The following is a 25,927-nucleotide window of genomic DNA, read 5'->3' as shown; positions in this document are numbered from 1 at the left end:
ACGGCTGGCCTATGATGGCTGCTGTGCCGCTTTGATATTAATCCATTTCAGATAACCGTTAATAAAGGGATCCAGAGCGCCATCCAGCACTGCGTCCGCATTTCCGGTCTCCACATCCGTGCGCAGATCCTTCACCAGCTTATAAGGCTGCAGCACATAGGAGCGAATCTGATTGCCCCATCCGATTTCCTTCACCTCACCCCTGATATCGGAAAGCTTCTCCACATTGGCCTCCTGCTTCAGCAAGTACAGCTTCGCCTTCAGCATCTGCATGGCCTTGTCCTTATTCTGGAACTGGCTGCGCTCATTCTGGCACTGCACCACAGTCCCTGTGGGGATATGGGTAATCCGAATGGCAGAGGAAGTCTTATTGATATGCTGTCCTCCGGCGCCGCTGCTTCGATAGGTGTCGATGCGCAGATCTTTCTCATCAATCTCCACATCCAGATCTTCATCGATATCCGGCATGACATCCAGAGACACAAAGGAAGTCTGCCTCTTGCCCTGGGCATTAAAAGGAGAGATTCTCACCAGTCTGTGCACTCCCTTTTCCGATTTCAGATAACCGTATGCATTGGTGCCATTGACCTGAAAAGTCACTGACTTGATCCCTGCCTCATCTCCATCCAGGAAGTCAAGCACCTCCACGCTGAAACCCTTGCGCTCAGCCCAGCGGGTATACATGCGGTAAAGCATACTGCACCAGTCACAGCTCTCGGTGCCTCCTGCGCCCGCATTCAATTTCAGAATGGCATTATTTTTGTCATACTCGCCGGACAGCAGCGTACTCAGACGCAACGCCTCGAACTCCTCCACAAATTCATCCAGTTCGGCACGAATATCGGGGATCAGCGAAGCATCATTTTCCTCATACCCCATCTCAATCAGCGTAAGAATGTCTTCATACTGGGTGAAAAGCTTTTTACATCCCTCCACCACATTTTTCAGTTCCTTCAGTTCCTTCATCTTCTGATTAGAACTGTCCGGGTCGTCCCAGAAACCGGGCGCCTCCATCTCCATCTCCAGTTCTTCAATCCGCTTCTCCTTGTCAGCAGTGTTAAAGTGAATCCCTCACTTCCGCTAATGGAGTTTCGTAAGACAGAATTTCTGTCTTCATCTGATCTAATTCTACCACTTAACGTCACCTCTTTCCTATGCTTATTTTATACTTCACGACTTTCCAGGTAACCGCCAGAATCGCCCTGCGATTCTGGTAAGCGTAACATAGAGTTTCTTAGGCTATGTACTTTATGGCCTTAGAAACTCTTTACGCTTTCAGCCCTGCAAATCCTCTTTCAGATCCTTCAGCAGCTCATCCAGCTCCTTATCCGTTTCCTCTTTGGTACCCTTTTCTTTTGCACTTTCAAGTCCTCTGATAATCTGTTTCAGCCAGCTTTTAAACTGCAGATCTGTCATTCCCATATCCTGTACAACCTCCATCTGCCTTCTCCTTTATTTCGAAAAACACCTCTCCTGTTCCCAGAAAGCCCCCCGCAAAGCTGCCCCCGAAAAGCCCTCCACAACTCTCCAGGTAACCGCCAGAATCGCCCCGCGATTCTGGCAAGCGTAACATAGAGTTTCTAAGGCTATGTACTTTATAGCCTTAGAAACTCTTTACGCTTTTTTATGCCTTGCGTCCACAGCACTGCTTATATTTCTTCCCGCTTCCGCAGGGGCAGGGAGCATTGGGATAAATCTTCGCATTGCTGCGCTTTGCAGGTGTCTTCGCCACACTGTCATCCTTGTTCGTGCCGGTTACTTTCGCCACCTGCTCCCGCTCCACCTTCTGCTCCACTTTGATATGGAACAGAAGCCTTACTGTCTCTTCCTTGATATTCTGCGTCATCTCATCGAACATGTCATAGCCGCTCATCTTATATTCCACCAGAGGGTCTCTCTGGCCGTAAGCCTGCAGACCGATACCCTGACGAAGCTGTTCCATGTCGTCGATATGGTCCATCCACTTTCTGTCGATAACTTTCAGCAGAATCACGCGCTCCAACTCCCGGATTGCTTCCGCATTGGGGAATTCCGCCTCCTTGCTCTCGTACAGCTTCACTGCCTCTTCCTTCAGCTGCTGCTTCAGACTGTTCTTCTTCGGCTTCTCCACCCGCTCCGGCGTCACCGGCTCCAGGGGAATCGTGGGAATCAGAAGTGTATTCAATTCATTGAAATTCCACTCTGCCACATCCGCATCATCATTGATACTGATATCCACACAGCTCTCCGTGATATCAGTAATCATCTTGAAGATAAAGTCCCGCATGCTCTCTCCATTCAGTACATGGAGACGCTCCTCATAAATGATTTCCCTCTGCTCACTCATCACGCGGTCATATTCCAGCAGATTTTTACGCACGCCGAAATGGTTGTTCTCAATCTTCTTCTGGGCCGATTCGATGGCATTGGTAAGCGCCTTGTGCTCAATTTCCTGTCCTTCGGGCACACCGAGGGTATTGAACATACCGATAAGCCGCTCAGAGCCGAACAGTCTCATCAGATCGTCCTCCAGTGAGATATAGAATTTGGACTCGCCGGGATCCCCCTGACGCCCGGAACGACCGCGCAGCTGATTGTCGATACGCCTGGATTCATGGCGCTCTGTACCGATAATCTTCAGACCGCCTGCCGCTCTGGAGTCCTCGTCCAGCTTGATATCTGTACCACGGCCTGCCATGTTGGTCGCAATGGTAACTGCACCGTGGACACCGGCATCCGCCACAATTTCCGCCTCCAGCTCATGGAACTTCGCATTCAGCACCTTGTGCTGAATCCCCCGCTTTGTCAGCATTCTGCTCAGTTCCTCACTGGCTTCAATGGTAATGGTACCCACCAGCACAGGCTGTCCCTTTGCATGCGCCTCCTCCACTGCCGCCACAATGGCATTCAGCTTCTCCGCTCTTGTCTTATATACCGCATCCTGCAAGTCCTTACGGATAACAGGCACATTGGTGGGAATTTCCACCACGTCCATACCGTAAATCTCCCGAAATTCCTTCTCCTCCGTGAGTGCGGTACCGGTCATACCGCATTTCTTCTCAAATAAATTAAAGAAGTTCTGGAATGTGATGGTAGCCAGTGTCTTGCTCTCCCGCTTTACCTTCACATGTTCCTTCGCCTCTATGGCCTGATGCAGTCCGTCGGAATAGCGCCGTCCCGGCATGATACGTCCGGTGAACTGATCCACAATCAGCACCTGGTCATCCTTCACCACATAGTCCTGATCCCGGAACATCAGATTGTGCGCCCTCAGAGCCAGGATAATATTGTGCTGGATTTCCAGATTCTCCGAATCAGCATAATTTTCAATGTGGAAAAATTCCTCCACCTTCTTCACGCCGGCCGCGGTGAGGTTGACCACCTTGTCCTTCTCATTGACAATGAAATCACCTGTCTCCTCCTGCACCACTCCCATGATGGCATCCATCTTGGTCAGCTCCTGCATATCCTCGCCTCTGTGCATCCGGCGTGCCAGCAGATCGCACATCTCATAGAGCGCGGTGGACTTGCCGCTCTGGCCGGAAATAATCAGAGGGGTCCTGGCTTCGTCAATGAGAACGGAGTCCACCTCGTCAATGATACAGTAGTGCAGTCCCCGCAGAACCAGCTGCTCCTTGTAAATCACCATATTATCCCGCAGATAATCAAAGCCCAGTTCGTTGTTGGTCACATAAGTAATGTCGCACTGATAGGCTTTCTGGCGCTCTTCGGAAGTCATACTGTTCAGCACCACCCCCACGGAAAGCCCCAGAAACTCATGCACCTGCCCCATCCACTCGGCGTCACGCTTTGCCAGATAATCATTCACAGTCACCACATGAACACCCTTGCCCTCCAGGGCATTCAGGTAGGCCGGCAGCGTGGAGACCAAAGTTTTACCTTCACCGGTGCGCATCTCTGCAATCCGTCCCTGATGCAGGATGATGCCGCCCATCACCTGCACCCGGAAATGCTCCATATTCAGCACTCGCTTTGCGGCTTCCCGCACTGTGGCATAGGCCTCCGGAAGCAGGTCGTCCAGCGTTGCCCCCTCCTCCAGCCTCTTCTTGAATTCAGCGGTCTTCCCCTTCAGCTCCTCGTCGGAGAGAGCCTGCATCTTTGGACGCAGGCTTTCGACCTCATCCACCTGATGCATAATTCTTTTGAGCTCTCTCTCACTGCGTGTGCCGAATACTTTATCGATTATTTTCACTACAATTCTACCTCTCTGTGCTCTGTCTGTCAGAATCTTTCACTCTAATGGATTTGACATTCCATTGAATCTTACATTCTGATGAACCTATGATTCAATAGAAACTGTGGTTCCATTGAATCATAGGTTCTATTGTACCAGATTTACACCACGGATTCAACACAAAGCTGTCCTGGAGAGAGAGTTTTTTCCCTTTTACAACTCATCTCCCAACAGTACCCCAATTCCTTTTCAGAGGCGGAAGACAAAATCATCTCCGTCCATCTCATCCGTTTTCACGAAGCCTATGGACAGATACAGTCTCTGGGCTTTGACATTGTCCGTTTCCGCGGACAACTTAATGGGCACATCCGGAGCTGCCGTTTTCAGGATCTTCACCGCCAGCTTTGCCGCAGCCCTGCCGAAGCCCATTCCCTGGGAGGCTCTGTCCAGGTAAAAGCTCCAGTTCAGGGCTTCCTCGCCTTCTGCCAGCCATTTCCGCAGAATAATGTAACCAATCCGCTTTCCTCTGGAATCGCGGATGATGCAGGGCAGGTTGTCATCGGGATTCAGCCAGGCTCTTCCGATAGAAAAGCCGGCAGGATTGACATAATCCTCCTGCTCCGGATACAGACGGCATTCAGCCGTGGCATACCACAGATCATCGTCATCACGGATGGGCTGTATATTGACCGTTTCAGAGTGCCAGGTTTCTGCAGGTAAAGATTTCAGCATTTTTGCAAAGTTTATTCTCATATTCATTTCTCCTCGCCTGTCAGAACAGGTTTCTCTTTTCATTGTTCCTGATATTATAACACACACAAGATGCCGGATGCAATTTCATCCCATACGAATTTGTACTTTCAAATGCCCGGCGCTTATGCTACAATTAGGAATGTCAAATCAAGCACAAGGAGTAACCGATATGAATTCCTACAAAATCAGACAGACATCTCTCCTGGGTACCATTTTCATTTTCCTTCTGATCCTCTCCGGCCTCAGAATCCTTTTCGTGGCTTTGATGCTGTTCATGGGCGGAACGGAAGAACTGTCCTTTCTTACAGTCATCATGGCCCCCGTATATGTCGTTGTCTTTATTGTCAGTATCTTCATGGTCATCAGGACACGCCGCAGCGATCTGGTCCTCAATGATGACGGCCTGGTATACACACCGCCTCTGGGTGCCACAAAGCTTCTCTTCTACAGCGATCTTGAGAAAGTTTCCATGGGCGGCCGGTCATATATCATTTATACCAGAGACGGAAAAAAGCTCATTACCTTTGACGATTTCCGTACCCAGAACGCCAGCGGGATCATCGCATTTCTGAAGTCAAAGGGTGTCCCCATGGAAATGTAAGTATGCGGCCGGATGGACAAATGGCGCGGGGAGCACGCACATACAGCAGGAAGAGCACTCGTGTACAGTGCAAAGAGTGCAGAGGACATACATATACAGCGAAGGCATGTATATGGCAGAACCGGAACAGGAGAATATAAAAATGGCATTCGACGGAGTAACCATAGCAAATGTAATATCTGAACTGAAAAAAGAACTACTGGGCGGGCGCCTGAATAAAATTGCCCAGCCGGAGGAGGACGAGCTGCTTCTGACCATAAAACAGCCCACGGGCCAGAAACGTCTGTTCCTTTCCGCGGAGGCCTCTCTGCCTCTGATCTACCTGACGGAAACCAACAAACCCAGTCCCATGACAGCCCCTAATTTCTGCATGCTGCTGCGCAAGCATTTACAGAACGGCCGGATTACTGAGATTTCTCAGCCGGGCCTGGAGCGCATAATTCGCATTGAAATCGAGCATCTGGACGAGATGGGTGATCTGCGGCGCAAGACACTGATTGTGGAAATCATGGGCAAACACAGCAATATCATTTTCTGCGATGAAAATGACATCATAATAGACAGCATCAAGCATGTCTCCGCCGCGGTAAGTTCTCTCCGGGAAGTGTTGCCGGGAAAGCCTTACTTCGTGGCCCAAACCCAGAACAAGCTGGACGCTCTCCGAACGGAGAAGGAGGCCTTCCAAACGGCTCTCGCCTCCTGTCCGCAGCCTGTCTTCAAGGCTATATACGGCAGCTTTACCGGTATCTCTCCCATTCTGGCTCAGGAGCTCTGTTATGAGGCCGGTGTGGACGGAGAGCTTCCCACTGCCGCGTTGACCGACACGGATTATGACAGGCTCTATCATGCCTTCCGCCATATGATGACAGCTATTCTGGAGGAAAATTTCGCTCCCAACATCGCTTACAAGGGTGACACGCCTGTCGAATTCTGCGCTCTGCCTTTGACTGTGTACGCCTGTGGCAATGGCAGAACTGTCTCCTATCCAACCATGTCCGCTCTTCTGGAACATTACTATGCGGAAAAAAATACTTTGACCCGCATTCGCCAGAAGTCCGCCGATCTGCGCAGAATCGTCCAGACAGCTCTGGAGAGAAATGTGAAAAAATATGATCTGCAGCAGCGTCAGATAAAGGATACGGAAAAGCGGGAAACCTTTCGCATTTACGGAGAACTGCTGAACACCTACGGCTATGATGCACAACCGGGGGCAAAATCCCTGAAAGCACTGAATTATTACACTGACGACACTGTCGTCATTCCTCTGGATCCCACTTTGAGCGCTACGGAAAACGCAAAAAAGTATTTTGAGAAATATGGGAAATTAAAGAGAACCTATGAGGCACTGAGCAGCCTGACTAAGGAAGTCAAAGCAGAAATCGAGCATCTGGAGTCGATTTCCGCCGCTCTGGATATTGCTCTGTACGAAGAGGACCTGGCACAGATTAAGGAAGAACTGACGGAAAGCGGTTACATCCGCAGAAAAGGCAATGCCAAAAAGCAGAAAATCACCAGCAGGCCCTATCATTATATCAGCAGCGACGGCTTTCACATGTATGTGGGGAAAAACAATTATCAGAACGATGAACTGACTTTTAAATTTGCCACCGGAAACGACTGGTGGTTCCACGCAAAGCAGATGCCCGGTTCCCATGTGATCGTCCGACTGGGGAATGCAGAGGAATTGCCTGACCGCACCTTCGAGGAAGCGGCAAAGCTTGCCGCATACTACTCCAGAGGAAGAGGTCAGGAAAAGGTAGAAATAGATTATATCCAGAAAAAGCATGTCAAAAAGCCCAACGGCGCGAAGCCGGGATTCGTGGTCTATTATACCAATTTCTCCATGGCTATTGACAGTGACATCTCCGGCATCCGTCCTGCGGATAAATAATTTCGGTTTCGACAGTTTCCAAAATACCAAATGGGGCTGTCGCATCAATGATTAGGTAATCAGCCATGCGACAGCCCCATTTTTATTTCATCAGCCTGCATTTCCTGGCCAGCCTTACCAGCAGGTACCCTTTCGGGAAAGCCCTGAGCTCCTGTTCCGAGATTCCCCGGAGGAGAAGCAGCATCAGAAAATATACACAGGCCCCCACCGGTATCGCTATTATCACCGATATCCTGGGGGAGGATGTCATCATCAGAAAGGCCTCGTAAGTCGCCCAGGCCACAGCTCCCATGCAGCCCGAAGCCAGTGTGGGAATCAGAAATGTCTTCACAATCTCCTGCCGGTATCCTGTGGCCCGGCGCACCGCCCATTGATTCAGCAGACACATGACGCCGGCATAAAGCGTGACGGCAATTGCCATACTGTACAAATCCAGCTCTGTAAAGAGAAGCAGCAACAGCGCCGCAACAGTCTGTATCACCAGCGCAATCCCTGCATTTATTATGGGTGTATTTACCTTACCCAGCCCCTGCAGAACCGAACTGTTCAGAGTGGACAGCGCATAGAACACCACCGAAAGTGAAAGTGCCATCAGAAGGCCTGTGACCAGGTCCTCCGTCTCCTGCACATTGTGAAACAAAAGTCCCGTCATCGGCCGTGCCAGCACAAACAATCCCACCGCACAGGGAATGGAAATCAGCATAATGGTCTTCATCGCCAGGGTGTTCTTCTCTTTGACACCTTTCATGTCTCCTGCCGCCGCCATCTGCGCCATGGAAGGAATCACCGCGGAAGCCATGGCGGAAGCAAAGGCGATGGGAATATTGGAAATCGTCAGCGCCTGCCCCGAAAAAACTCCCCATCTGGAAAATACTGCCACTTCATCCAGCTCCCGCAGAGACGGAAATATCTGTGTATATACCGTATTGTTGACCGTAGCGCTGAGATTGTATATAGCCGTGCTCAGAATGAACGGCGTAACCACCATCACAATGGTCCGCATGATGGATTTATAGGAATCCGTCCCCACATGTCTGTCATTCTGAATCCTTTTGTCTATTGTCCCCCGATTCAGCATGTAGACTCCCACCATGAACAACAGCGCTGTCAGCACACCGGCCCCGGCTCCCAGCGCACTTCCCACGGCCCCATAGGTGGCGCGGGTCACCCTGCCCGCTTCATCTGCCGGAATCTCAAGGGTCCCCATGGTTCCCCGTATCAGCAGATACGCCGCCCCCACACTGACAATGGCGTTGGCAATCTGCTCCAATATCTGGGACACGGAAGTCTGCACCATACTGCCGTGAGCCTGAAAATATCCCCGCAGCACCCCTAAAATGCCATATATAAAGATAGTCGGAGCAAATGCCTGCAGCACCAACACCTCATTTTCTCCCAGCAGTTCCATCTTACAGAGGAAATCCGCACCAAAAAACAGAAGCAGACTGGCTGCTCCGCCCACCGCCAGCACGTATATAAGCGCACTCTTAAATACTCTGTGCGCACTGCGGTACTCCCGCAATGCCAGTTTCTGCGCGATCACTTTTGATATGGCGGAAGGAATGCTGTAAGAGGAAATCAGCAGGACAATGGTGTAGTAATTATGGGCAGACTGATAATATCCCAGTCCCAGATCTCCGATGACACGATGTAAAGGGCCCCTGTAAAGGAGCCCTATAATTCTGCTGATAATCCCGGCGGCTGCCAGAATCCCCGCCTGTATTATAAAGCTGTTTTTCCTGCTGCTGTTATCCGCCATAGTTTCAACCTGTCAGCCAGTCATACATTTCCTGATATTTCGCCGCTGACACATGCCAGGAAAAGTCCGCGGCCATTGCCCTGTCAACCATCTTGTTCCACTCACGCTTCTTATCATAATAGATATGCTCCGCATAGCGAATGGCATTCAGCATTTCATGGGCATTATAGTTGGTAAAGCTGAAACCGGTGCCGGTGCTCTCGTATTCATTGTAAGGTTCTACCGTGTCCTTCAGACCGCCTGTCTCCCGCACAATGGGAATCGTTCCGTAACGCAGCGCCATCAGCTGGCTCAGCCCGCAGGGCTCAAACAGCGACGGCATCAGAAACGCATCGCAGGAAGCATAAATCTTATGTGACAGAGGATCGGAATAATATATATTAGCGGACACTTTATCATTGTATTTCCAGTCAAAGTGCCGGAACATATTCTCGTATCTCTCCTCACCGGTTCCCAGAATGACCAGCTGCACGTCATCCTGACAGAGCTCATCCATAATATAGGCAATCAGGTCAAAGCCCTTCTGGTCCGTCAGTCTGGACACAATGCCGATCATCATCTTCTTATCATCCTGTCTGAGTCCCAGCTCCTGCTGAAGAGCACGCTTGTTCTTCACTTTTTCCTTGCGGAAGTTCACCGCGTTGTAAGGATTGACAATCTGCTTATCCGATTCCGGATTGAAATCTGTGTAATCAATCCCGTTTACAATACCTCGCAGATCGCCTTTTCTGGCCCGAAGCAGACCGTCAAGGCCCTCTCCATAAAAAGGTGTCTTGATTTCCTCCGCATAAGTGCTGCTCACCGTTGTCACAGCATCAGCATACACGATCCCGCCCTTTAACAGATTTGCATCCTTGTATGCCTCCAGTTTATCCGGCGTAAAAAAGTAATCTGACAGTCCGGTAATGCTCCGAACTGTTTTGGTATCCCATTTCCCCTGAAATTTCAGATTATGAATGGTAATGACCGACTTCATTCTGCTGTAAAAATCTCCTCCGCGGAAGCGCTCCTTCATGTATACAGGAATCAGCCCCGTCTGCCAGTCATGGCAATGAATGATATCCGGCTGAAAATTTACCGTGGGAAGCATAGACAGTGCAGCCTTTGAGAAAAAGGCATAACGCTCAATCTCCCATTTGGGATCATCACTGTAAACCTTACCGCCGCTGAAATAATACTCGTTGTCGATAAAATAATAATGTACGCCTTCTTCTTCCGCCTCAAAAATCCCCACATATACACTTGTCCAGTTAAAATCCATGTAGAAATGATTTACATACCGCATTTTATCCTTCATTTCCTGCCTGATGCAGGCGTATTTCGGGATAACGACCCTCACATCAAAATACTGCTTGTCAATACACTTCGGCAGGGAACCCACAACATCGGCCAATCCGCCTGTCTTAATAAAAGGAACCCCCTCTGATGCCGCAAAAAGAATTTTTTTCATTGGAACCTCCACTGAGCACTAATCAATACGGGTACATTTTTTATTATACAACAAGATTGGTTCAGTGGAAAGCATTTCTTTACCTTTTTTTCCCAAAACCGGCCCTTTCCCCTTTACTGCACACGATATGAAAGACGTATTCTGTCGGCAATCAGTGCAATAAATTCCGAGTTGGTAGGTTTACCCTTGCCGGTATCAATGGTATATCCGAACAGCGCATCCAACGTTTCCATTCTCCCTCTGCTCCACGCCACCTCAATGGCATGGCGGATTGCACGCTCCACACGACTTGGTGTGGTCTGAAAACGTTTGGCTATGGTAGGATACAGAATCTTGGTAATTGAGCTGATCATTCCCGGATCTTCCACGGACATCATAATCGCTTCTCTCAGATACTGATACCCTTTGATATGTGCAGGTACACCGATTTCATGTATCATGTCCGTCACATCCTGTTCCAGATCACGCCGTACCGCCGGTTTCGGTATTTCCTGTACAGGTCCGTGCTGATTCCCGGTTTTCCCCGAAGGTACCGTAATCATAATCTGGAATTCTTTATCTCCGTTCATCAGATCTCCCAGGATTTTGTATATTCTCTCATTATCCTTTGTCGCCGTAATATTCAGTTGCTCCATCAAACCTACCTCCTCGCAGAACTTTCCGCCCTGCTTTTTTTCATTTTCAGCCATAAAAAGCCGGCACCCGAATCCGCGCTTCCATGTATTTGGCTGAATTGTCACACAAATTGTCTAAATTCGTCCTTTTCCATTATAAAAGAGAAGTGTTTGAAACAGCAACTCCAAACCATCGCGATTTTCGTCTGAAGATACTAATAAATTCCACAGGACGTGCCGGTTCTGCGTATATTGTCAAATTTCTCCAAAAAATTCTATGATTTTTCTTTTTTCTTAATGGCAGCTCTGTCCCTCATCTGCTTCCATCTGAAAAGCACTTGACATCCCTTCCGGCAAAAGGCACAATAGAGACGAAAGGAGAATCAAAATGAAGCAGATTAACGAGGATATCAGGCAAAATAAATTCCGTCAGGTCTACCTGCTTTACGGAGAAGAGCGCTATCTGCGCAGACAGTACCGCGAAAAGCTCCGCAAGGCTCTGTGCGAAGGCTGTGACACCATGAATATCCATTCTTTTGAAGGAAAGGATATCTCTGTAGGTGAAATCATCGATTTGGCCGAAACCCTTCCTTTCTTCGGCGACCGCCGGGTCATCTTCATCACCGGTAGCGGCCTCTTCAAATCCGGCGGAGAAAAAATGGCAGAATATCTGGCTTCTCCCAGTGAAACCACTTTCTTCATCTTCCTGGAAAACGAAGTGGATAAAAGAAGCAAACTATATAAGACAGTACAGACAAAAGGGTATGCATCTGAGTTCACCGTACAGGACGAGAACACGCTGAAACGCTGGATTGCCGGAATTCTTGCCCGGGAAGGCAAACGAATCACCGAGAATACGGTACAGCTGATTCTGTCCAGAACCGGCACCGATATGGAGAATATACAGATGGAGCTGGAGAAGCTGATCTGTTACTGCATGGACAGAGATATGGTCACCTCTGAGGACGTGGAAGCCGTCTGTACCACCCGAATCACCAATCATATCTTCGACATGATCAGCGCCATCTCCTCCGGCCGGCAGAAGCAGGCTCTGGATTTGTATTATGAGCTGCTTGCCCTGAAGGAACCGCCCATGCGCATTCTGTTCCTCATCGCAAGGCAATGCAATATGCTGCTGCAGACAAAGGAATTGAAGAAAAAAGGATATGATAACCGCACCATCGGTTCCAAAATCGGTGTAGCCCCTTTTATCGCGGGAAAATATTTAAGTCAGGCAGCACATTTTAAGACTTCCCAGCTCCGCAATGCTGTGGTAAAATGTGTGGAGGCGGAAGAATCCGTCAAAACAGGGAAAATGAATGATATTATGAGTGTGGAGATTCTCATTCTCTCCGTACTGCAGTCAGGAAAGGAATGATAAATTTATGAAAGCTGACTTTAAAGCATACCTGGTTACAGGAATTCTGACAATTGTACTCCTGGGAGGCTGCGCAGGACAGACATCTGAAAAAGAATCTGTCCCCTCCGCCGGCTCTCCTGAAACCATTGCATCCGGAGAGTCCGAACTTGCCTCATCGGAGTCTGTAAAGGATATGACAGTCTTCGAAGCTCAGGACACGGAGGGCAATACCGTTTCCTCCGACATCTTCTCCGAATCCAGGCTTACCATGATTAATGTGTGGGCTACTTACTGTCAGCCCTGTCTGAGGGAAATGCCCGAGCTGGGCCAGCTGGCCGGAGAATACGATAAATCAGATTTCCAGATCATCGGTATTATCAGTAATGTTCAGGAAGGGGCAGAAGAAAAGCAGACGACAAAAGCGAAAAGTCTGATTGAGCAGACCGGTGCGGCTTACCCCCATCTGTATCTCAACGAGTCCCTCTTTAACGCGCTCCTGACAGATGTGGCGGCTGTTCCCACTACTTTTTTCCTGGATGAGGAAGGGAACATTCTGGATACTGTGGTAGGCGCCAGGGAAAAAGAGGACTGGAAGGAACTCATTGACAGCCTTCTGGAAGATCTTTCGCAGTGACAGGCCATGTATGACAATTGTCCTGTAATCGTCATATCTCAGATACATTAAGGCATCACACATTGAAAAAAGAAAGTGAGGGAAAAACAATGGATGTAAAAGAACAGATTACGAAAGCGGTGGATAAAATCACCAGGGATAAAGGGCTTCAGGAACAGTTCCGCAGGGAACCTGTCAAGGCCCTGGAGAGCGTTTTGGGGGTGGATTTACCGGATGATATCATCGATCAGGTGGTTCAGGGCGTAAAAGCCAAACTGACGGCAGATAAGGTCTCAGACTCCGTAGATGCCTTAAAGGGATTCCTGAAAAAATAACCCGATGCAAAAAGCAGGAAAACCGCACGTGAGGTTCCCTGCTTTTTGCATATCTGTCACTTCCCCGTCTTACAACAACAGTTCATACTTATAATCCGCGCATTCCTGATTGGTTCCCCGTTTCATATATTTCCCGTCAGAGGCAATTCCGAACCCAAGTTTCTTCAACACCCCATTGGAGGCTGTATTCCTCTTGTCCACAGTGACCGTTATCTTTTCCGCTCCCCGGCCCCTGGCGTATTCCACCATCCCCTGAATCATTTCTGTGACGTATCCCTGTCTCCAGCGGCTCTTATGTACACAGTAAGCGATATCGTATACCTTTCCGTCTTCGGATGGCATAAAGCTGCAGGTACCTGTTCTCTCGCCGGTCTGCCTGTCTTCCGCAATCAGATAGCAGCACTCTTCATCTTCCCCCAGACACTCTATTTCCCTCCGGTATTCAGGATCAATCTCCCCTTCATCCAGAGCCGGATCCGCAAGGTATTCTCCCATTTCCGGGTCATTCCAGATGCTGATTGCGAATCCTGCATCTTCCCTGGTAAACCCGCGTAAAACCAGGCGCCTGGTTATGATTTTTTCTATTTTCATCTGTATACCTCCTGCATATTTCTTCTTTGTCATGCAAAAAACCAAAACAAAAACTGTCTGTGGGTCTTCCATATCTTTCCTGTCCACAAAGGACTGCCTATCTCTTGCATAGTTTCAAACCCTTATTTTCCGACATTTTCAAGACATTTGTTAGTTACCTGTCACTTACCCATACTATTTTGTAATGTCTAATGGCATTTTATCATACAAATTACCGCTCTCTATTTTACAGTCTCTATAAATTTCTCATACCACAGCGGTATCTCATGTGAGACTCTTACCAACTTTCCATTTTTATAAATGGCAAATCTGCGAAATTCTATTGTATTATCATAAAATGCCGCCAAATTACATTCCGGTAAAACAAATTTCAAATTTCTAAATGTGTCAATATATCTTCTCTCAATATCCTTTTCGGAAATACCATGACCACCTCTTTTTACACGCATAGCTACCCTTTCCTTGGCAATGTTTACACTCTCAACACCTATATAATGTAATTCAATAAAATAATCTCTTTCTTTAGCCTCTGCAATATTATTTAAAATTGATTTTCCACACAATGTTGTCTCTTGATTAAAAGTAATACCTTCATCAAAAAAACTATTTATCTTCTTTACCGCCATTTTTCCCGCAGTCATAATGTCAGTCATATTTCTCCAATCGCCAAATTCTCTCAATATTTCATCTGTATTCACTCTCGGTATATCATGCAGACTTTGCAATGACTGATACAATGTTGATTTACCTGCCCCATTAACTCCTGCTATCAAAATATATTTTTTCACTAAAAAAGATTCCTTTCGATTACCTGTCTTTGCTTCTTTTGCAGGAGAAAATCACCAACCATTTCATAAAAATTTCTTTGTTCTTCTGTTTCAGCCTCCAATACAAGCTGTAAAGTGTCTTCCGGCTGCAGCTTTTGTATATCTTCATAGATTTTTTCATACTTTTTAACATCACACATAACAGCACCTCCATAGTTCATATTACATCAAATTTATTATACCCCTAATCACCTGAAAAGTTAAGATAAAAACTCCGCAGGATAACCTGCGGAGTCCATATTCTTGCATCTGTATAATTATGCCGCTTATCGCTTGCTGAACTGCGGTGCACGTCTTGCAGCCTTCAAGCCGTACTTCTTTCTCTCCTTCATACGAGGGTCTCTGGTCAGGAATCCTTCCTTCTTCAGAACGGGTCTGTATTCCGCATCTGCCTGAAGCAGCGCTCTTGCAATTCCGTGTCTGATCGCACCCGCCTGGCCTGTATAACCGCCGCCGCGCACGTTTACCAGCACATCGAATTTATCTGTGGTTCCGGTAGCCGCAAAAGGCTGGCGAACAATAACCTTCAGGGTCTCCAGACCGAAATACTCGTCCATACTTCTCTTATTAATTACAACATCGCCTTTTCCGGGTGTCAGATACACTCTTGCGATGGATTTCTTTCTTCTGCCTGTGCCATAATATCTTTCAGACTTAGCCATGATTTCTTTTATCCTCCTATCCTTTAGAATGTCAGTACTTCAGGCTTCTGAGCCTCATGCTTATGCTCAGGTCCTGCATATACATACAGCTTCTTGTACATCTGCCTTCCTAAAGGTCCTTTGGGAAGCATTCCCTTAACCGCAAGCTCGATTACCTGCTCGGGCTTCTTGCTCATCTTTTCCTTCAGGGTGACTTCCTTCAGTCCGCCCACATAACCGGAATGATGATAATATACCTTCTGATCAAGCTTTTTGCCTGTCACGTTGATCTTTTCCGCATTAATTACAATTACATAATCTCCCATATCAAGGTGAGGAGTGAAGATGGGCTTATTCTTTCCCCTTAAAATCTTCGCAACCTCTGAGGCCAGGCGACCCAAAGTCATACCCGCAGCGTCTACTACATACCATTTTCTATCGATTGTAGCTGGACTAGCCATAAATGTTTTCATTATGTTCCCTCCGTATTGCATTTTCCTCGAGTCAGTTTCAGCAGACTCATTCCGGTTCCGTCTCCATCATGTTCGGCAGATGTCCGGCTGCTTCCCATGCTTTCCCCGAAACGCTTTTCTCTATTTCAAATGCTCCGCCGGGGCTTTGGCAGGGCATTTCGAAACTTTGTCACACTTGTATATTCTACTATAGGGTTTCCTGTATGTCAATGACTTTTTCCGGAAAATATGGGAAAAATCAGTCCAGCCATTCATACTTGATCAGCATCAGGCCATGGGCCGGCGCGGTTGGTCCGGCCGCACTGCGCTTCCCTGCAGCCAGAATCTCCGGCATGGACTCGGGTTCCCGCTTCCCCTGTCCCACCTCAATCAGAGTCCCCGCGATAATCCTCACCATATTATACAGGAATCCGTTCCCGCACACACGAATCACCAGATCCGCCCCCTGCTCTTCCACCCAGAGACTGTAGATTGTCCGGACTGTACTCTCCACCTGCGCTCCTGTCTGACAAAAGCTCTTAAAGTCATGCTCTCCTTCCAGATAGGCTGCCGCCTCTCTCATTCTTCTGACATCCAGCGCATGATAGGTAAAATAGGAATACAGACGTTTTACCGGCATGGGAAATTCTGCTCTGTAAATTCTGTACTCATAGGTTTTACGGCTCTCGCAGTGTCTGGGATGCCAGTCTGCGGGAACCTCCTCCGATTTCTGCACACGGATATCCTTCGGCAGCTTCTGGTTCAGCGCGTAGGAAACCTTCCGGGCCGGCATACGGCTCCGGGTGTCAAACACAGCCACATTTCCCATGGCATGTACACCGGCGTCCGTGCGGCTTCCGCCAATCACCTGAATGGGTTCTTCCAGAAGCTCACTCAAATGCCTGTTCAACTCTTCCTCAATCGTAATTCCGTTATTCTGTTGCTGCCATCCATGATAATTCGTTCCGTCATACGCAACCGTCATACGGATACGTTTCTTCATAGCAGGGACAGCTTCCTTTTCCATGTTTGTATGAATATCCATATCGTCTCCGTATAAGCCTCTCCCCTTTGACAACGCATCTCCCCGGGAAAGGCAATATTTTCTCCTCAATTATAGTTCCGCATCTGCAGGCCCCCCATAATTACCTGCAATGATTTCAGATACCCGTCACTTCAATCAATCTGCTCAGCACCACGCCTGAAATCAGATAGACACAGATACACAGATATGCCACCCTGTCTCTTTTCCCATATATCAGCGGTTTCATCTTTGTTCTTCCCTCTCCGCCCCGATAGCACCTGGCTTCCATAGCCATGGCCAGATCATTGGCCCTGCGGAATGCGGAGATAAACAGCGGCACCAGCAGCGGCACCAGCGCTTTCGCGCGCTGAATCAGATTCCCGCTGTCAAAATCCGCCCCTCTGGCAATCTGCGCCTTCATAATCTTGTCTGTCTCCTCCATCAGAATCGGGATGAATCGAAGCGCGATGGACATAATCATGGCCACCTCGTGGACAGGCACGCGAAATACTTTCAGCGGCTTCATCATTTTCTCCATGCCGTCTGTCAGATTGTTGGGCGTGGTGGTCAGAGTCATGACGGAAGAGCCGATAATCAGCAGTGTCAGACGCACAGCCATGGTCACAGCCATCCGGACGCCCTCCGCAGTGATGGTCAGCTTCCAGAAGGACACCAGCTCCCTGCCCGGTGTCAGAAACAGATTGAATCCCACCGTAATCAACAGCAGGAAGAAAATGGCCCGCATCCCCTTTACCATGAATTTAAAAGGCACATGGGAAAGCCGGATCACAATTGCCAGAAACGCTGCGGCAATCACGTACCCCAGATAAGAGCCGAACAAAAAAAGTGAAATGATATACAGCAGCGTTCCTCCCAGCTTCACTCTGGGGTCAAGCTTATGGATTACCGATTCCGTCTGATAATATTGTCCCAATGTAATGTCTCTCAGCATATTGCCCCCTGCTATCAGTCTTCTGTCATGATTGCCCTGTATATGGTTTCCGCGGCTTCTCCGACAGTAGTCGCTTCTGTATTCACGTGAAATCCTCTGTCCTTCAGCTCATGGAGAATATAGGTCACCTGAGGCGCCGCCAGTCCCACCTCTTCCAGTTCCCGATAGCGGGCGAAAACTTTTTTCGGCGCATCGTCATACATAACTTTTCCCTTATTCATGACAATGATTCTGTCCACATATTCCGCCACATCTTCCATGCTGTGGGACACCAGCAGAATCGTTATTCCCGTACCCGTCTGAAGCTTTCTGATCTGGTCCAGAATTTCCTTCCGTCCTTTCGGGTCCAGTCCCGCGGTGGGTTCATCCAGAATCAGAATCTCAGGCTCCATGGCCAGCACGCCGGCAATGGCAGCTCTTCTCTTCTGACCGCCGGAAATCTCAAAGGGAGACTGATAATACAGTTCTTCCGGAAGTCCCACACTGCGCAGTGCCTCAAATGCTCTGAGCTCCGTTTCCTTTTTCCCAAGGCCCAGATTCTTCGGTCCGAAGCACACATCACTGAATACATCTATCTCGAACAGCTGATGTTCAGGGTACTGAAATACCAGCCCCACTTTACTGCGCAGATTTTTCAGATTATAACTTCTGTCATATATATCCTCACCGTTAAAATAGATATGACCGGAAGTGGCCTGCAGCAGACCATTCATATGCTGGACCAGCGTGGATTTGCCGGAACCTGTATGACCGATGACTCCCACGAACTGTCCGTCGGGAATCTGAAGGCTGACATCATCCAGAGCTCTCACTTCCAGCGGCGTACCTTCCCCATATACATAGCTGACATGATCTAAGATAATGGACATATCTACCTCCCCCAGTCCTTCTGTCTGAGCCTTTCACATGCATCCGCCAATTCCCCGGCCGTCAGAATCCCGTCCGGCAAAGCAAGTCCTCTCTTCTGCAGCTCATACGAAAGTAAGGTCACCTGCGGCACATCCAGCCGAAGCTCCTGCAGCTTTTCCACCTGGGAGAAGATCTCTCTGGGTGTCCCTTCCATGGCCACATGGCCCCCATCCATAATGAAAACTCTGTCCGCATGAATGATTTCTTCCATATAATGGGTGATCAGAATAACCGTGATCTCCTCTACCTGGTTCAGACCTCGAATGGCCCGGATTACTTCCCCGCGCCCCCTGGGATCCAGCATGGCAGTAGGCTCATCCAGCACAATGCACTTGGGGTGCATGGCCAGCACTCCCGCAATGGAAACTCTCTGCTTCTGCCCTCCGGAAAGTTTGTTGGGAGAATGTCTGCGGTACTCATACATTCCTACCGCCTTCAGACTTTCCTCCACCCGCTCCCAGATTTCAGCGGTGGGAATTCCCATATTTTCCGGCCCGAACCCCACATCTTCCTCCACAACCTGGCCGATAATCTGATTGTCCGGATTCTGGAATACCATGCCGGCAGTCCGGCGTATATCCCAGATCTGCTCTTCCTCTGACGTATCCATCCCGTCCACCCAGACTGTTCCCTCCGTGGGATTCAAAATGGCATTGATATGTTTGGCAAGGGTTGACTTACCCGAACCGTTATGTCCCAGAATGGCGATAAATTCACCCGGCACAATATCAAGGTTCACATGGTCCACGGCGGTGGTGATTCCCTCCACATTCCCTTCCTCATCACGTCTGATATATTCATATACTAAATCCTGAGTTCTGACAATTCCCATTTGTTTTCCTTTAAATTCTGACCTTCATTTATGATTGTAAGTCACACTGCTTCATTGTCCGTAAAATGTCTGCATTTTGCGGCAGACACAATACGACCCTGTTACAAATGCCTTTCCTGTAGTCCCGGATTTACAAAAATCCTCTGCTGTGATATTCTAAATACATCCCATTGAAAGGAATCTGTTATGGATAGAGATAAAATTATCAAAATGGTTGTTATACTGGCTGCAATCGTCATTATAGCAGGCAGCCTTTCCAAAATTATGAGTCAGAATTCCATGAGCCTGACAGAATATGCAAAGCTCAATGATCTGCCCCTTGAAAGCCCCTCTGATTCCACTCCGGAGCCCTCCTCCGACAGTCAGCCGGAATCTTCTTCTGATTCTGACGGTCAGAACAGTCCTTCTGCAGATTCTTCTGCCGGCAGTCAGGAAGAATCCACTCCTGCCGCTGAGAGCCAGACAGAGGCTTCTCCTGCGCCCTCTTCACAGTTGACCGGGGCCTCTCTGAACGGCAATACGCAGCTGGAAGAACGCTGTACCCTGGCAGAAGGCTTTTATTACGAACCCCTCTCCGACAATCTTCGCCGCTATATGACCGGCATTTCCTATCCTGCCGCAGAGGAGGAGAATGCAGCCCCTCCGGAAATCACCTTTGAAGAACTTCGCTATGTTCATATCCTGCACTATGACTTTGAAGGAAATTCTACAGAGGGAGAGCTGATCTGCAACGAATTCATCGCTCAGGATCTGACAGAGATCTTCCAGGAGCTCTACCGCAATGAATATCAGCTGGAAAAAGTGCTGCTGATTGATGAATACGACGGCGACGACACTGCCTCCATGGAGGATAACAATACCTCCTGCTTTAATTATCGTCCTGTGGAGGGCAGCGCAAATCTGTCAAAACACGCTTTCGGTCTGGCTGTGGATATCAATCCGCTCTACAATCCTTATATCACTTACAGAGAGGGCTCAGAGAATATTTTACCTGTGTCGGCCGCAGATTATGCCGATCGCACTGTAAACTTTCCCTACAAGATTGACGAAAATGATCTGTGCTATAAACTGTTTATCCAACACGGTTTTACCTGGGGCGGCAACTGGAACAATGTAAAAGATTACCAGCATTTCCAGAAGATACCGCAGTAATCAGCATTTCTGCTGCCTGTCCCCCAGGCAGCCGCCGGCTATATTTTGATTTCCGTCCATTTTCCCTGACGAAAACGAATATTTGCCAGGATAAATCGGGAAAGCTGGTCTGCAATAACACCGAACCAGATCCCGGTAATTCCCATGTTCAGTATGTAACCGAAGAAGTATGACCCCAGGGTTCTCATAATGGTAACGCTGACCGTGGAGGCAATTGCTGTATAAAGGGTATCTCCTGCCCCCCGGAGGCATCCCATGTAGATCACCTGCGCAATCTGCAGAATCACCACAAAAATAATTACATGCATAATGCTGACGCCAATGCTGACAATCTCCTCTTCTTCAAAAAATAATCGCATCAGCGCTCCCGCTCCGCCGAAGTATATCGCCGCGAGAATGACCGATATCACTCCGCCTATCATACGGCATGTCTTTCCATATTGCTTCGCCTGTTCAGGCTGTTTTGCCCCCAGACTGTACCCAATCAGAGCCACTGCCGTGGCCTGAAGGCCGTCACCGAAGGAAAAGGACAGTCCCATGATGTTCATCCCCACCTGATGTGCCGCCATGGCGGAGGTTCCCTGATCGGCTGCCATTATGGCCGTGAGCATAAAGCCGATTCTCATCAGCACCTGCTCCGCAAATACACTGTAGCCCACCTTGATGATATTCTTCAGGGCCTCCAGAGAAGGCATGATTTTTTCCTTCAGAAGATATGGTATACTGATAAAATTATCTTCCTTCCAGACAGACATTACACTCATGATGCTGGATACCACCGTTCCCAGAACAGTGGCCAGAGCTGCTCCCCGAATTCCCAGCGCAGGAAATCCGAAATGCCCCTGAATCAAAAGGTAATTGAACAGGATATTCACTGTGTTCGACACCAGATTCGTCCGCATGGTGATACGGGTATTGCCCGCACCTCTCTGGGCGGAATTGACGCCCATCTGGATGACATTGAAAATCATGCCTCCCATGATAATCCGAAAATAAAGCACCGCACTGTCATGGGTCAGTTCTTCTGAGCCGCACAGACGAATAATGGGGTCTGCAAAGACCACCAGCAGAACACTCAGCATTATCGACGCCGCCACGATAAAAATCAGAAATGTGGCAAATATCTGATTCGCCTCTCTCTTTTTCCCTTCCCCGTTCCGTCGGGCAACCAGCGCCGAAATGGCCACATTAGCCGCGATAAAAAGCGCAAGGCCCAGAAACTTGGGCTGTGTCGTCAATCCCACCGCAGCCACGGCGTGATAGCCCAGCGAGCTGACCATCAGAGAATCCACAAGTCCTGCAAATGCCGCAAAAAATGACTCCAGCATCGCCGGCCACGCCATATTCAAAGTCTTACTGATATCTTCTTTCTTATATTGAAACATGCCCATTCACCTGTTCCGATTCCGTATATTACCGTTTGCGTTCCGTAACATACGAACATATTTTCATGTTGTGAAAAACGGAACCAATGCTTTCGCATTGGCCCCGTCTCTTACCTTACACCAACTCCAGAATCACTTCCATAGCCGCGTCGCCCTTACGGGGACCGATCTTGACAATCCTGGTATAACCGCCGTTGCGGTCTGCATACTTGGGTCCGTATTCGTCAAAAAGCTTCGCAACCAGATCAACTTCTTTTGTATTTCTCTTCCGACCAGCTGCCTCCTGGGGAACAGAAACAACAGGATAAAGCACTCTCAGAATCTGACGTCTTACATGCATACGGGAAGGCATATCCTTTTTGATTTCCTTTTCCACATTTTCGAATTTGGTAACCTTCTTGCCGTCCACTACTTCCTTTACACGCTTTCCGTCCTTATCTTTCATGGGGACTTTGGCTGTAACCTTTACAAGTTCAAAATTGTCCCTCTCCTTCGTGGCCATTGCAATCAGTCTTTCTGCAATCTTCCGCACTTCCTTGGCTCTCGCCTCAGTTGTCACAATTTTTCCGTGCTGCAATAATGCAGTTACCTGATTTCTCAACAGTGCCTTCCTCTGTGAAGATGTTCTGCCGAGCTTTCTGTACTTTGCCATAATTTTATTCCTTTCTCCACTCATGGTACATCCGGCTACGCTCTTTGGTCTTACTTACCGAATGCAGATTTTTTCCATTTAGAGATAAACCGCCGCCGCACTCATCGGATTTACCGTCAGCGGATAATCTTCTATTCTTCGCTGGGATTCAACTGTAATCCCAATTCCTTCAGCTTTGCCAGAACCTCCTCCAGAGACTTGCGTCCAAGGTTACGTACCTTCATCATATCCTCGGAAGTCCTGTTGCACAGTTCCTCTACCGTATTGATTCCGGCTCTCTTCAGGCAGTTGTAGGAACGAACAGAAAGCTCCAGTTCATCGATACTCATCTCAAGAACCTTCTCTCTCTCATCGTCTTCCTTCTCCACCATGACTTCCGCAGTCTTTGCATTCTCGGACAAATCAATGAAGAGATTCAGGTGTTCGCTCAATACCTTTGCCGCCAGGCTGACCGCTTCGTCGGGAACCAGAGTCCCGTTGGTAAACACATCCAGCGTCAGCTTATCATAATCTGTAATCTGGCCCACACGTGTATTCTCAACCGACACGTTGACCCTTTCCACAGGTGTATATATGGAATCGATAGCGATCACGCCAATCGGTAAATCCTCGTGTTTGTTCTTATCGGCGCTTACATATCCGCGGCCTCTGGTAATGGTAAGCTCAATATAGAGTTTCGTATCCTTGCCGCTCAATGTGGCGATTACCAAATCCGGATTCAAAATCTCTATATCCTGATCAGCCTGAATATCGGAAGCATGTACAATGCCTTCACCTTCATACTCAATGTAGGCGGTCTTCGCTTCATTTGTCTCGCTGCTGTTCTTAATGGCAAGACTCTTGAGATTCATGATAATCTCAGTCACGTCTTCCTTTACTCCGGGAATCGCACTGAACTCATGCAGAACACCCTCCACCTTAATCTGGCTTACTGCCGCTCCGGGCAGAGAAGAGAGCATAATTCTTCTCAGGGAGTTACCGAGGGTGATGCCATAGCCTCTCTCCAAAGGCTCAACCACGAATCTGCCATACTTCTTGTCTTCTGAAATTTCAGCGACCTCAATATTAGGTCTCTCAAAATCAAACACTCGAATACCCTCCTTTTTCATGTTATTCCTGACAATGAAAAGTGCAAAGCGCCTTTCATTGTATTTAGACACAAGCACTCCGAAGCCATATTCCACCGGCAAATCGGAAGAAATATGACCTCAGAGGCCAGCAGGGCTTACTTGGAGTACAACTCGACAATAAGCATTTCGTCCACAGGAACATCGATCATTTCCCTGGTGGGGAGATTCTTGATGCTTCCCTTTAAATTCTCAATATCGGCATCCATCCATTCAGGTACAAGTCTGCCGCCGGTCGTTTCGACGATGTCCTTGTATCTCTGCAGAGATTTTGCTTTTTCACTGATTTCAATCACATCGCCGGCTTTTATCAGGTAAGAGGGAATATTCACCGGTTTACCATTTACCAGCACATGCTTATGTCCTACAACCTGCCTTGCTTCTCTTCTGGTTCTGGCAAATCCCATTCTGAAGACTATATTGTCAAGTCTTCTCTCCAGCATGATCATCAGGTTTTCACCGGTCATGCCCTTCATTCTGTCCGCCTTGTTGTAGTAATTCCGGAAAGGCTTCTCCAGAACGCCATAGATGAATTTTGCCTTCTGCTTCTCACGAAGCTGCAGTCCATACTCACTTACCTTTTTTCCCGCTCTGGTATTCTGTCTTTTGGACTTCTTATCATATCCCAGATAAGAAGGCTCCAATCCCAAAGCTCTGCATCTCTTCAATACGGGTACACGATTTACTGCCATTTTATTTATCCTTTCTTTCCTGTCTGTTTACAATACCTTCCGGTACCTTCCTCCAGCTTATTTCAAATACACCCTGAAAATTCTATTATTCGTCAGACACGACGACGTTTGGGCGGGCGGCATCCGTTATGAGGAACAGGAGTTACGTCACGAATGCTGACAACCTCCAGACCGCATGCGGAAAGTGCCCTGATTGCAGCTTCACGTCCTGAACCGGGTCCCTTCACAAACACATCCACAGTCTTCAGGCCATGCACAAGGGCAGCCTTTGTAGCTGTCTCTGCAGCCATCTGTGCAGCATATGGAGTAGATTTCCTTGAACCTCTAAATCCCAGACCACCGGCACTTGCCCAGCTGAGAGCATTCCCTTCCGTATCCGTCAGAGTAACAATCGTATTGTTAAAGGAAGACTGGATATGTGCCTGTCCGCGTTCAACGTTTTTCTTAACGCGCCTTTTTGTTACTTTTTTTGCAACTTGTTTCGCCATTTTTAAACTAACCTACTTTCTCATCTTTTTGCAGTTACATGGAAACTTCTAAATCCGCATGGAACCTTTTAAATTTGCCTTGCAAATTCAAAAAGTTCAGACAACAAAATGATCATATCATTTTGTTACTTTTTCTTGTTTGCTACGGTTCTCTTGGGACCCTTGCGTGTTCTCGCGTTATTCTTCGTGTTCTGACCGCGAACGGGCAGCCCCTTACGATGACGAATTCCGCGATAGCAGCCGATCTCCTGAAGTCTCTTGATATTCAAGGCGACTTCACGTCTCAGATCACCTTCTACAGTCACTCCAAGTTTCTCGATGGCTTCCGAAATCCTTTTTACCTCATCATCGGTAATATTTCTGACCCTGGTATCCGGATTGACGCCTGCCTCTGTCAGAATTTTGTTAGAGGTGGTCCTGCCGATTCCGTAAATATAGGTCAAGCCGATTTCAATTCGTTTCTCTCTGGGTAAGTCTACACCTGCGATACGAGCCATTTACATTTCCTCCGTTTTTTTACTAATTGATTGGGGCTTACACCCAACCGGACACTCATCCGAATCCTATCCGATCTTTCCAAAACGCATAAAATGACAGTTACGCCATGAGAAATGTGCCTGCACATTTCTCACAGACGAAACATAGATTTTCTT

27 protein-coding genes and 1 pseudogene are annotated in these 25,927 nt (G+C 48.2%); 6 read left to right on the top strand and 22 right to left on the bottom strand.

Annotated elements, in window-relative coordinates:
• Positions 1 to 9: 9 nt before the first annotated feature.
• The 4 genes from prfB to NSB25_RS05285 form a co-directional block, all read right to left on the bottom strand.
• Positions 10 to 1,135 (bottom strand): peptide chain release factor 2 gene (prfB, locus tag NSB25_RS05300; RefSeq protein WP_416385565.1). Its coding sequence is split into 2 segments (ribosomal slippage): positions 10 to 1,062 and positions 1,064 to 1,135, totalling 1,125 coding nucleotides; the frame shifts between segments, so codons are not numbered across the junction.
• A gap of 140 nt (positions 1,136 to 1,275) precedes the next feature.
• A complete protein-coding gene (locus NSB25_RS05295) occupies positions 1,276 to 1,440 on the bottom strand; it encodes a hypothetical protein (protein WP_172454956.1) in 165 nt (54 codons plus the stop codon).
• Between the two features lie 184 nt (positions 1,441 to 1,624).
• A complete protein-coding gene (secA, locus tag NSB25_RS05290) occupies positions 1,625 to 4,192 on the bottom strand; it encodes a preprotein translocase subunit SecA (protein ID WP_103238381.1) in 2,568 nt (855 codons plus the stop codon).
• Positions 4,193 to 4,423: 231 nt separating this feature from the next.
• The gene (locus NSB25_RS05285; protein WP_172454955.1) at positions 4,424 to 4,927 is read right to left on the bottom strand and encodes a GNAT family N-acetyltransferase; all 504 of its coding nucleotides are present in this window, start codon (positions 4,925 to 4,927) and stop codon (positions 4,424 to 4,426) included.
• Between the two features lie 169 nt (positions 4,928 to 5,096).
• Between NSB25_RS05285 and NSB25_RS05280 the strand changes: the two genes are divergently transcribed.
• Complete coding sequence (locus tag NSB25_RS05280) at positions 5,097 to 5,528, top strand: DUF6560 family protein (RefSeq protein ID WP_103238379.1); 432 nt, start codon at positions 5,097 to 5,099, stop codon at positions 5,526 to 5,528.
• 142 nt (positions 5,529 to 5,670) lie between these two features.
• Positions 5,671 to 7,419 (top strand): Rqc2 family fibronectin-binding protein, encoded by a 1,749-nt coding sequence (locus tag NSB25_RS05275; protein WP_103238491.1) that lies wholly within the window; start codon positions 5,671 to 5,673, stop codon positions 7,417 to 7,419.
• Positions 7,420 to 7,501: 82 nt separating this feature from the next.
• Here NSB25_RS05275 and NSB25_RS05270 read toward each other — a convergent pair whose 3' ends face one another.
• From NSB25_RS05270 to NSB25_RS05260, 3 genes and pseudogenes are all read right to left on the bottom strand, one after another.
• On the bottom strand, positions 7,502 to 9,178 hold the full coding sequence (locus NSB25_RS05270) for a putative polysaccharide biosynthesis protein (protein WP_103238378.1): 1,677 nt from the start codon (positions 9,176 to 9,178) through the stop codon (positions 7,502 to 7,504).
• 4 nt (positions 9,179 to 9,182) lie between these two features.
• Positions 9,183 to 10,628 (bottom strand): glycogen synthase GlgA, encoded by a 1,446-nt coding sequence (glgA, locus tag NSB25_RS05265; protein WP_103238377.1) that lies wholly within the window; start codon positions 10,626 to 10,628, stop codon positions 9,183 to 9,185.
• A 113-nt stretch (positions 10,629 to 10,741) separates the two neighbouring features.
• Positions 10,742 to 11,095 (bottom strand): annotated as a pseudogene (locus NSB25_RS05260) (sporulation initiation factor Spo0A C-terminal domain-containing protein); the annotation flags it as partial.
• Between the two features lie 535 nt (positions 11,096 to 11,630).
• On the opposite strand from NSB25_RS05260, the gene holA reads away from it, so the two are divergent.
• The 3 genes from holA to NSB25_RS05245 all read left to right on the top strand — a co-directional run bounded on the left by holA (position 11,631) and on the right by NSB25_RS05245 (position 13,550).
• Positions 11,631 to 12,620, top strand: coding sequence for a DNA polymerase III subunit delta (gene holA, locus NSB25_RS05255; protein WP_103238376.1), 990 nt, complete (start codon positions 11,631 to 11,633; stop codon positions 12,618 to 12,620).
• A 7-nt stretch (positions 12,621 to 12,627) separates the two neighbouring features.
• On the top strand, positions 12,628 to 13,236 hold the full coding sequence (locus tag NSB25_RS05250; protein ID WP_103238375.1) for a TlpA family protein disulfide reductase: 609 nt from the start codon (positions 12,628 to 12,630) through the stop codon (positions 13,234 to 13,236).
• A gap of 89 nt (positions 13,237 to 13,325) precedes the next feature.
• Positions 13,326 to 13,550: a hypothetical protein gene (locus tag NSB25_RS05245; protein WP_103238489.1), complete on the top strand. Its 225-nt coding sequence runs from the start codon at positions 13,326 to 13,328 to the stop codon at positions 13,548 to 13,550.
• A gap of 69 nt (positions 13,551 to 13,619) precedes the next feature.
• On the opposite strand, the gene NSB25_RS05240 is transcribed toward NSB25_RS05245, so the two are convergent.
• The 9 genes from NSB25_RS05240 to NSB25_RS05200 all read right to left on the bottom strand — a co-directional run bounded on the left by NSB25_RS05240 (position 13,620) and on the right by NSB25_RS05200 (position 19,778).
• The gene (locus NSB25_RS05240) at positions 13,620 to 14,141 is read right to left on the bottom strand and encodes a GNAT family N-acetyltransferase (RefSeq protein ID WP_103238488.1); all 522 of its coding nucleotides are present in this window, start codon (positions 14,139 to 14,141) and stop codon (positions 13,620 to 13,622) included.
• A 221-nt stretch (positions 14,142 to 14,362) separates the two neighbouring features.
• On the bottom strand, positions 14,363 to 14,929 hold the full coding sequence (locus tag NSB25_RS05235; RefSeq protein ID WP_103238374.1) for an ATPase: 567 nt from the start codon (positions 14,927 to 14,929) through the stop codon (positions 14,363 to 14,365).
• Complete coding sequence (locus tag NSB25_RS05230) at positions 14,929 to 15,108, bottom strand: hypothetical protein (protein ID WP_004078250.1); 180 nt, start codon at positions 15,106 to 15,108, stop codon at positions 14,929 to 14,931. Before NSB25_RS05230 ends, NSB25_RS05235 begins: the two co-directional genes overlap by 1 nt.
• Positions 15,109 to 15,234: 126 nt before the next feature.
• Positions 15,235 to 15,630: a 30S ribosomal protein S9 gene (gene rpsI, locus NSB25_RS05225; protein ID WP_103238373.1), complete on the bottom strand. Its 396-nt coding sequence runs from the start codon at positions 15,628 to 15,630 to the stop codon at positions 15,235 to 15,237.
• Between the two features lie 23 nt (positions 15,631 to 15,653).
• The gene (gene rplM / locus NSB25_RS05220) at positions 15,654 to 16,082 is read right to left on the bottom strand and encodes a 50S ribosomal protein L13 (protein ID WP_103238372.1); all 429 of its coding nucleotides are present in this window, start codon (positions 16,080 to 16,082) and stop codon (positions 15,654 to 15,656) included.
• A gap of 238 nt (positions 16,083 to 16,320) precedes the next feature.
• On the bottom strand, positions 16,321 to 17,106 hold the full coding sequence (truA, locus tag NSB25_RS05215; RefSeq protein ID WP_242982303.1) for a tRNA pseudouridine(38-40) synthase TruA: 786 nt from the start codon (positions 17,104 to 17,106) through the stop codon (positions 16,321 to 16,323).
• A gap of 115 nt (positions 17,107 to 17,221) precedes the next feature.
• The gene (locus NSB25_RS05210; RefSeq protein WP_103238371.1) at positions 17,222 to 18,037 is read right to left on the bottom strand and encodes an energy-coupling factor transporter transmembrane component T family protein; all 816 of its coding nucleotides are present in this window, start codon (positions 18,035 to 18,037) and stop codon (positions 17,222 to 17,224) included.
• Between the two features lie 14 nt (positions 18,038 to 18,051).
• Positions 18,052 to 18,906, bottom strand: a complete 855-nt coding sequence (locus NSB25_RS05205) for an energy-coupling factor transporter ATPase (RefSeq protein WP_103238370.1) — start codon at positions 18,904 to 18,906, stop codon at positions 18,052 to 18,054.
• 2 nt (positions 18,907 to 18,908) lie between these two features.
• The gene (locus tag NSB25_RS05200; RefSeq protein WP_103238369.1) at positions 18,909 to 19,778 is read right to left on the bottom strand and encodes an energy-coupling factor transporter ATPase; all 870 of its coding nucleotides are present in this window, start codon (positions 19,776 to 19,778) and stop codon (positions 18,909 to 18,911) included.
• Between the two features lie 186 nt (positions 19,779 to 19,964).
• Between NSB25_RS05200 and NSB25_RS05195 the strand changes: the two genes are divergently transcribed.
• Positions 19,965 to 20,930, top strand: a complete 966-nt coding sequence (locus NSB25_RS05195; RefSeq protein ID WP_242982302.1) for a M15 family metallopeptidase — start codon at positions 19,965 to 19,967, stop codon at positions 20,928 to 20,930.
• Between the two features lie 38 nt (positions 20,931 to 20,968).
• Here NSB25_RS05195 and NSB25_RS05190 read toward each other — a convergent pair whose 3' ends face one another.
• The 6 genes from NSB25_RS05190 to rpsM form a co-directional block, all read right to left on the bottom strand.
• The gene (locus NSB25_RS05190) at positions 20,969 to 22,315 is read right to left on the bottom strand and encodes an MATE family efflux transporter (protein ID WP_103238368.1); all 1,347 of its coding nucleotides are present in this window, start codon (positions 22,313 to 22,315) and stop codon (positions 20,969 to 20,971) included.
• A 115-nt stretch (positions 22,316 to 22,430) separates the two neighbouring features.
• Positions 22,431 to 22,967 carry a bL17 family ribosomal protein gene (locus NSB25_RS05185; RefSeq protein WP_103238367.1) on the bottom strand — a complete coding sequence of 179 codons (537 nt, stop codon included), beginning with the start codon at positions 22,965 to 22,967 and terminating at the stop codon, positions 22,431 to 22,433.
• Between the two features lie 131 nt (positions 22,968 to 23,098).
• Positions 23,099 to 24,055: a DNA-directed RNA polymerase subunit alpha gene (locus tag NSB25_RS05180; protein WP_103238485.1), complete on the bottom strand. Its 957-nt coding sequence runs from the start codon at positions 24,053 to 24,055 to the stop codon at positions 23,099 to 23,101.
• A gap of 137 nt (positions 24,056 to 24,192) precedes the next feature.
• The gene (gene rpsD / locus NSB25_RS05175) at positions 24,193 to 24,786 is read right to left on the bottom strand and encodes a 30S ribosomal protein S4 (protein WP_103238366.1); all 594 of its coding nucleotides are present in this window, start codon (positions 24,784 to 24,786) and stop codon (positions 24,193 to 24,195) included.
• Between the two features lie 92 nt (positions 24,787 to 24,878).
• On the bottom strand, positions 24,879 to 25,274 hold the full coding sequence (gene rpsK, locus NSB25_RS05170) for a 30S ribosomal protein S11 (RefSeq protein WP_103238365.1): 396 nt from the start codon (positions 25,272 to 25,274) through the stop codon (positions 24,879 to 24,881).
• 125 nt (positions 25,275 to 25,399) lie between these two features.
• Entirely contained in the window at positions 25,400 to 25,771 is a 372-nt protein-coding gene (rpsM, locus tag NSB25_RS05165) for a 30S ribosomal protein S13 (RefSeq protein WP_103238364.1), read from the bottom strand.
• Between the last annotated feature and the right edge of the window lie 156 nt (positions 25,772 to 25,927).

The sequence above is a fragment of the Acetatifactor muris genome (assembly GCF_024623325.1).
Taxonomy (GTDB): domain Bacteria; phylum Bacillota; class Clostridia; order Lachnospirales; family Lachnospiraceae; genus Acetatifactor; species Acetatifactor muris.
The sequence above is the reverse complement of the archived record's forward strand: the minus strand, read 5'-3'. Positions and strand labels throughout refer to the sequence as shown.

Excerpts from the sequence above, each read along its gene's own strand:
- NSB25_RS05295 (WP_172454956.1), bottom strand. The coding sequence starts at position 1,440 with ATGGAGGTTGTACAGGATATGGGAATGACAGATCTGCAGTTTAAAAGC.
- NSB25_RS05285 (WP_172454955.1), bottom strand. The coding sequence starts at position 4,927 with ATGAGAATAAACTTTGCAAAAATGCTGAAATCTTTACCTGCAGAAACC.
- NSB25_RS05280 (WP_103238379.1), top strand. The coding sequence starts at position 5,097 with ATGAATTCCTACAAAATCAGACAGACATCTCTCCTGGGTACCATTTTC.
- NSB25_RS05275 (WP_103238491.1), top strand. The coding sequence starts at position 5,671 with ATGGCATTCGACGGAGTAACCATAGCAAATGTAATATCTGAACTGAAA.
- NSB25_RS05270 (WP_103238378.1), bottom strand. The coding sequence starts at position 9,178 with ATGGCGGATAACAGCAGCAGGAAAAACAGCTTTATAATACAGGCGGGG.
- glgA (WP_103238377.1), bottom strand. The coding sequence starts at position 10,628 with ATGAAAAAAATTCTTTTTGCGGCATCAGAGGGGGTTCCTTTTATTAAG.
- holA (WP_103238376.1), top strand. The coding sequence starts at position 11,631 with ATGAAGCAGATTAACGAGGATATCAGGCAAAATAAATTCCGTCAGGTC.
- NSB25_RS05250 (WP_103238375.1), top strand. The coding sequence starts at position 12,628 with ATGAAAGCTGACTTTAAAGCATACCTGGTTACAGGAATTCTGACAATT.
- NSB25_RS05245 (WP_103238489.1), top strand. The coding sequence starts at position 13,326 with ATGGATGTAAAAGAACAGATTACGAAAGCGGTGGATAAAATCACCAGG.
- NSB25_RS05240 (WP_103238488.1), bottom strand. The coding sequence starts at position 14,141 with ATGAAAATAGAAAAAATCATAACCAGGCGCCTGGTTTTACGCGGGTTT.
- NSB25_RS05230 (WP_004078250.1), bottom strand. The coding sequence starts at position 15,108 with ATGTGTGATGTTAAAAAGTATGAAAAAATCTATGAAGATATACAAAAG.
- rpsI (WP_103238373.1), bottom strand. The coding sequence starts at position 15,630 with ATGGCTAAGTCTGAAAGATATTATGGCACAGGCAGAAGAAAGAAATCC.
- rplM (WP_103238372.1), bottom strand. The coding sequence starts at position 16,082 with ATGAAAACATTTATGGCTAGTCCAGCTACAATCGATAGAAAATGGTAT.
- truA (WP_242982303.1), bottom strand. The coding sequence starts at position 17,106 with ATGGATATTCATACAAACATGGAAAAGGAAGCTGTCCCTGCTATGAAG.
- NSB25_RS05210 (WP_103238371.1), bottom strand. The coding sequence starts at position 18,037 with ATGCTGAGAGACATTACATTGGGACAATATTATCAGACGGAATCGGTA.
- NSB25_RS05205 (WP_103238370.1), bottom strand. The coding sequence starts at position 18,906 with ATGTCCATTATCTTAGATCATGTCAGCTATGTATATGGGGAAGGTACG.
- NSB25_RS05200 (WP_103238369.1), bottom strand. The coding sequence starts at position 19,778 with ATGGGAATTGTCAGAACTCAGGATTTAGTATATGAATATATCAGACGT.
- NSB25_RS05195 (WP_242982302.1), top strand. The coding sequence starts at position 19,965 with ATGGATAGAGATAAAATTATCAAAATGGTTGTTATACTGGCTGCAATC.
- NSB25_RS05190 (WP_103238368.1), bottom strand. The coding sequence starts at position 22,315 with ATGTTTCAATATAAGAAAGAAGATATCAGTAAGACTTTGAATATGGCG.
- NSB25_RS05185 (WP_103238367.1), bottom strand. The coding sequence starts at position 22,967 with ATGGCAAAGTACAGAAAGCTCGGCAGAACATCTTCACAGAGGAAGGCA.
- rpsD (WP_103238366.1), bottom strand. The coding sequence starts at position 24,786 with ATGGCAGTAAATCGTGTACCCGTATTGAAGAGATGCAGAGCTTTGGGA.
- rpsK (WP_103238365.1), bottom strand. The coding sequence starts at position 25,274 with ATGGCGAAACAAGTTGCAAAAAAAGTAACAAAAAGGCGCGTTAAGAAA.
- rpsM (WP_103238364.1), bottom strand. The coding sequence starts at position 25,771 with ATGGCTCGTATCGCAGGTGTAGACTTACCCAGAGAGAAACGAATTGAA.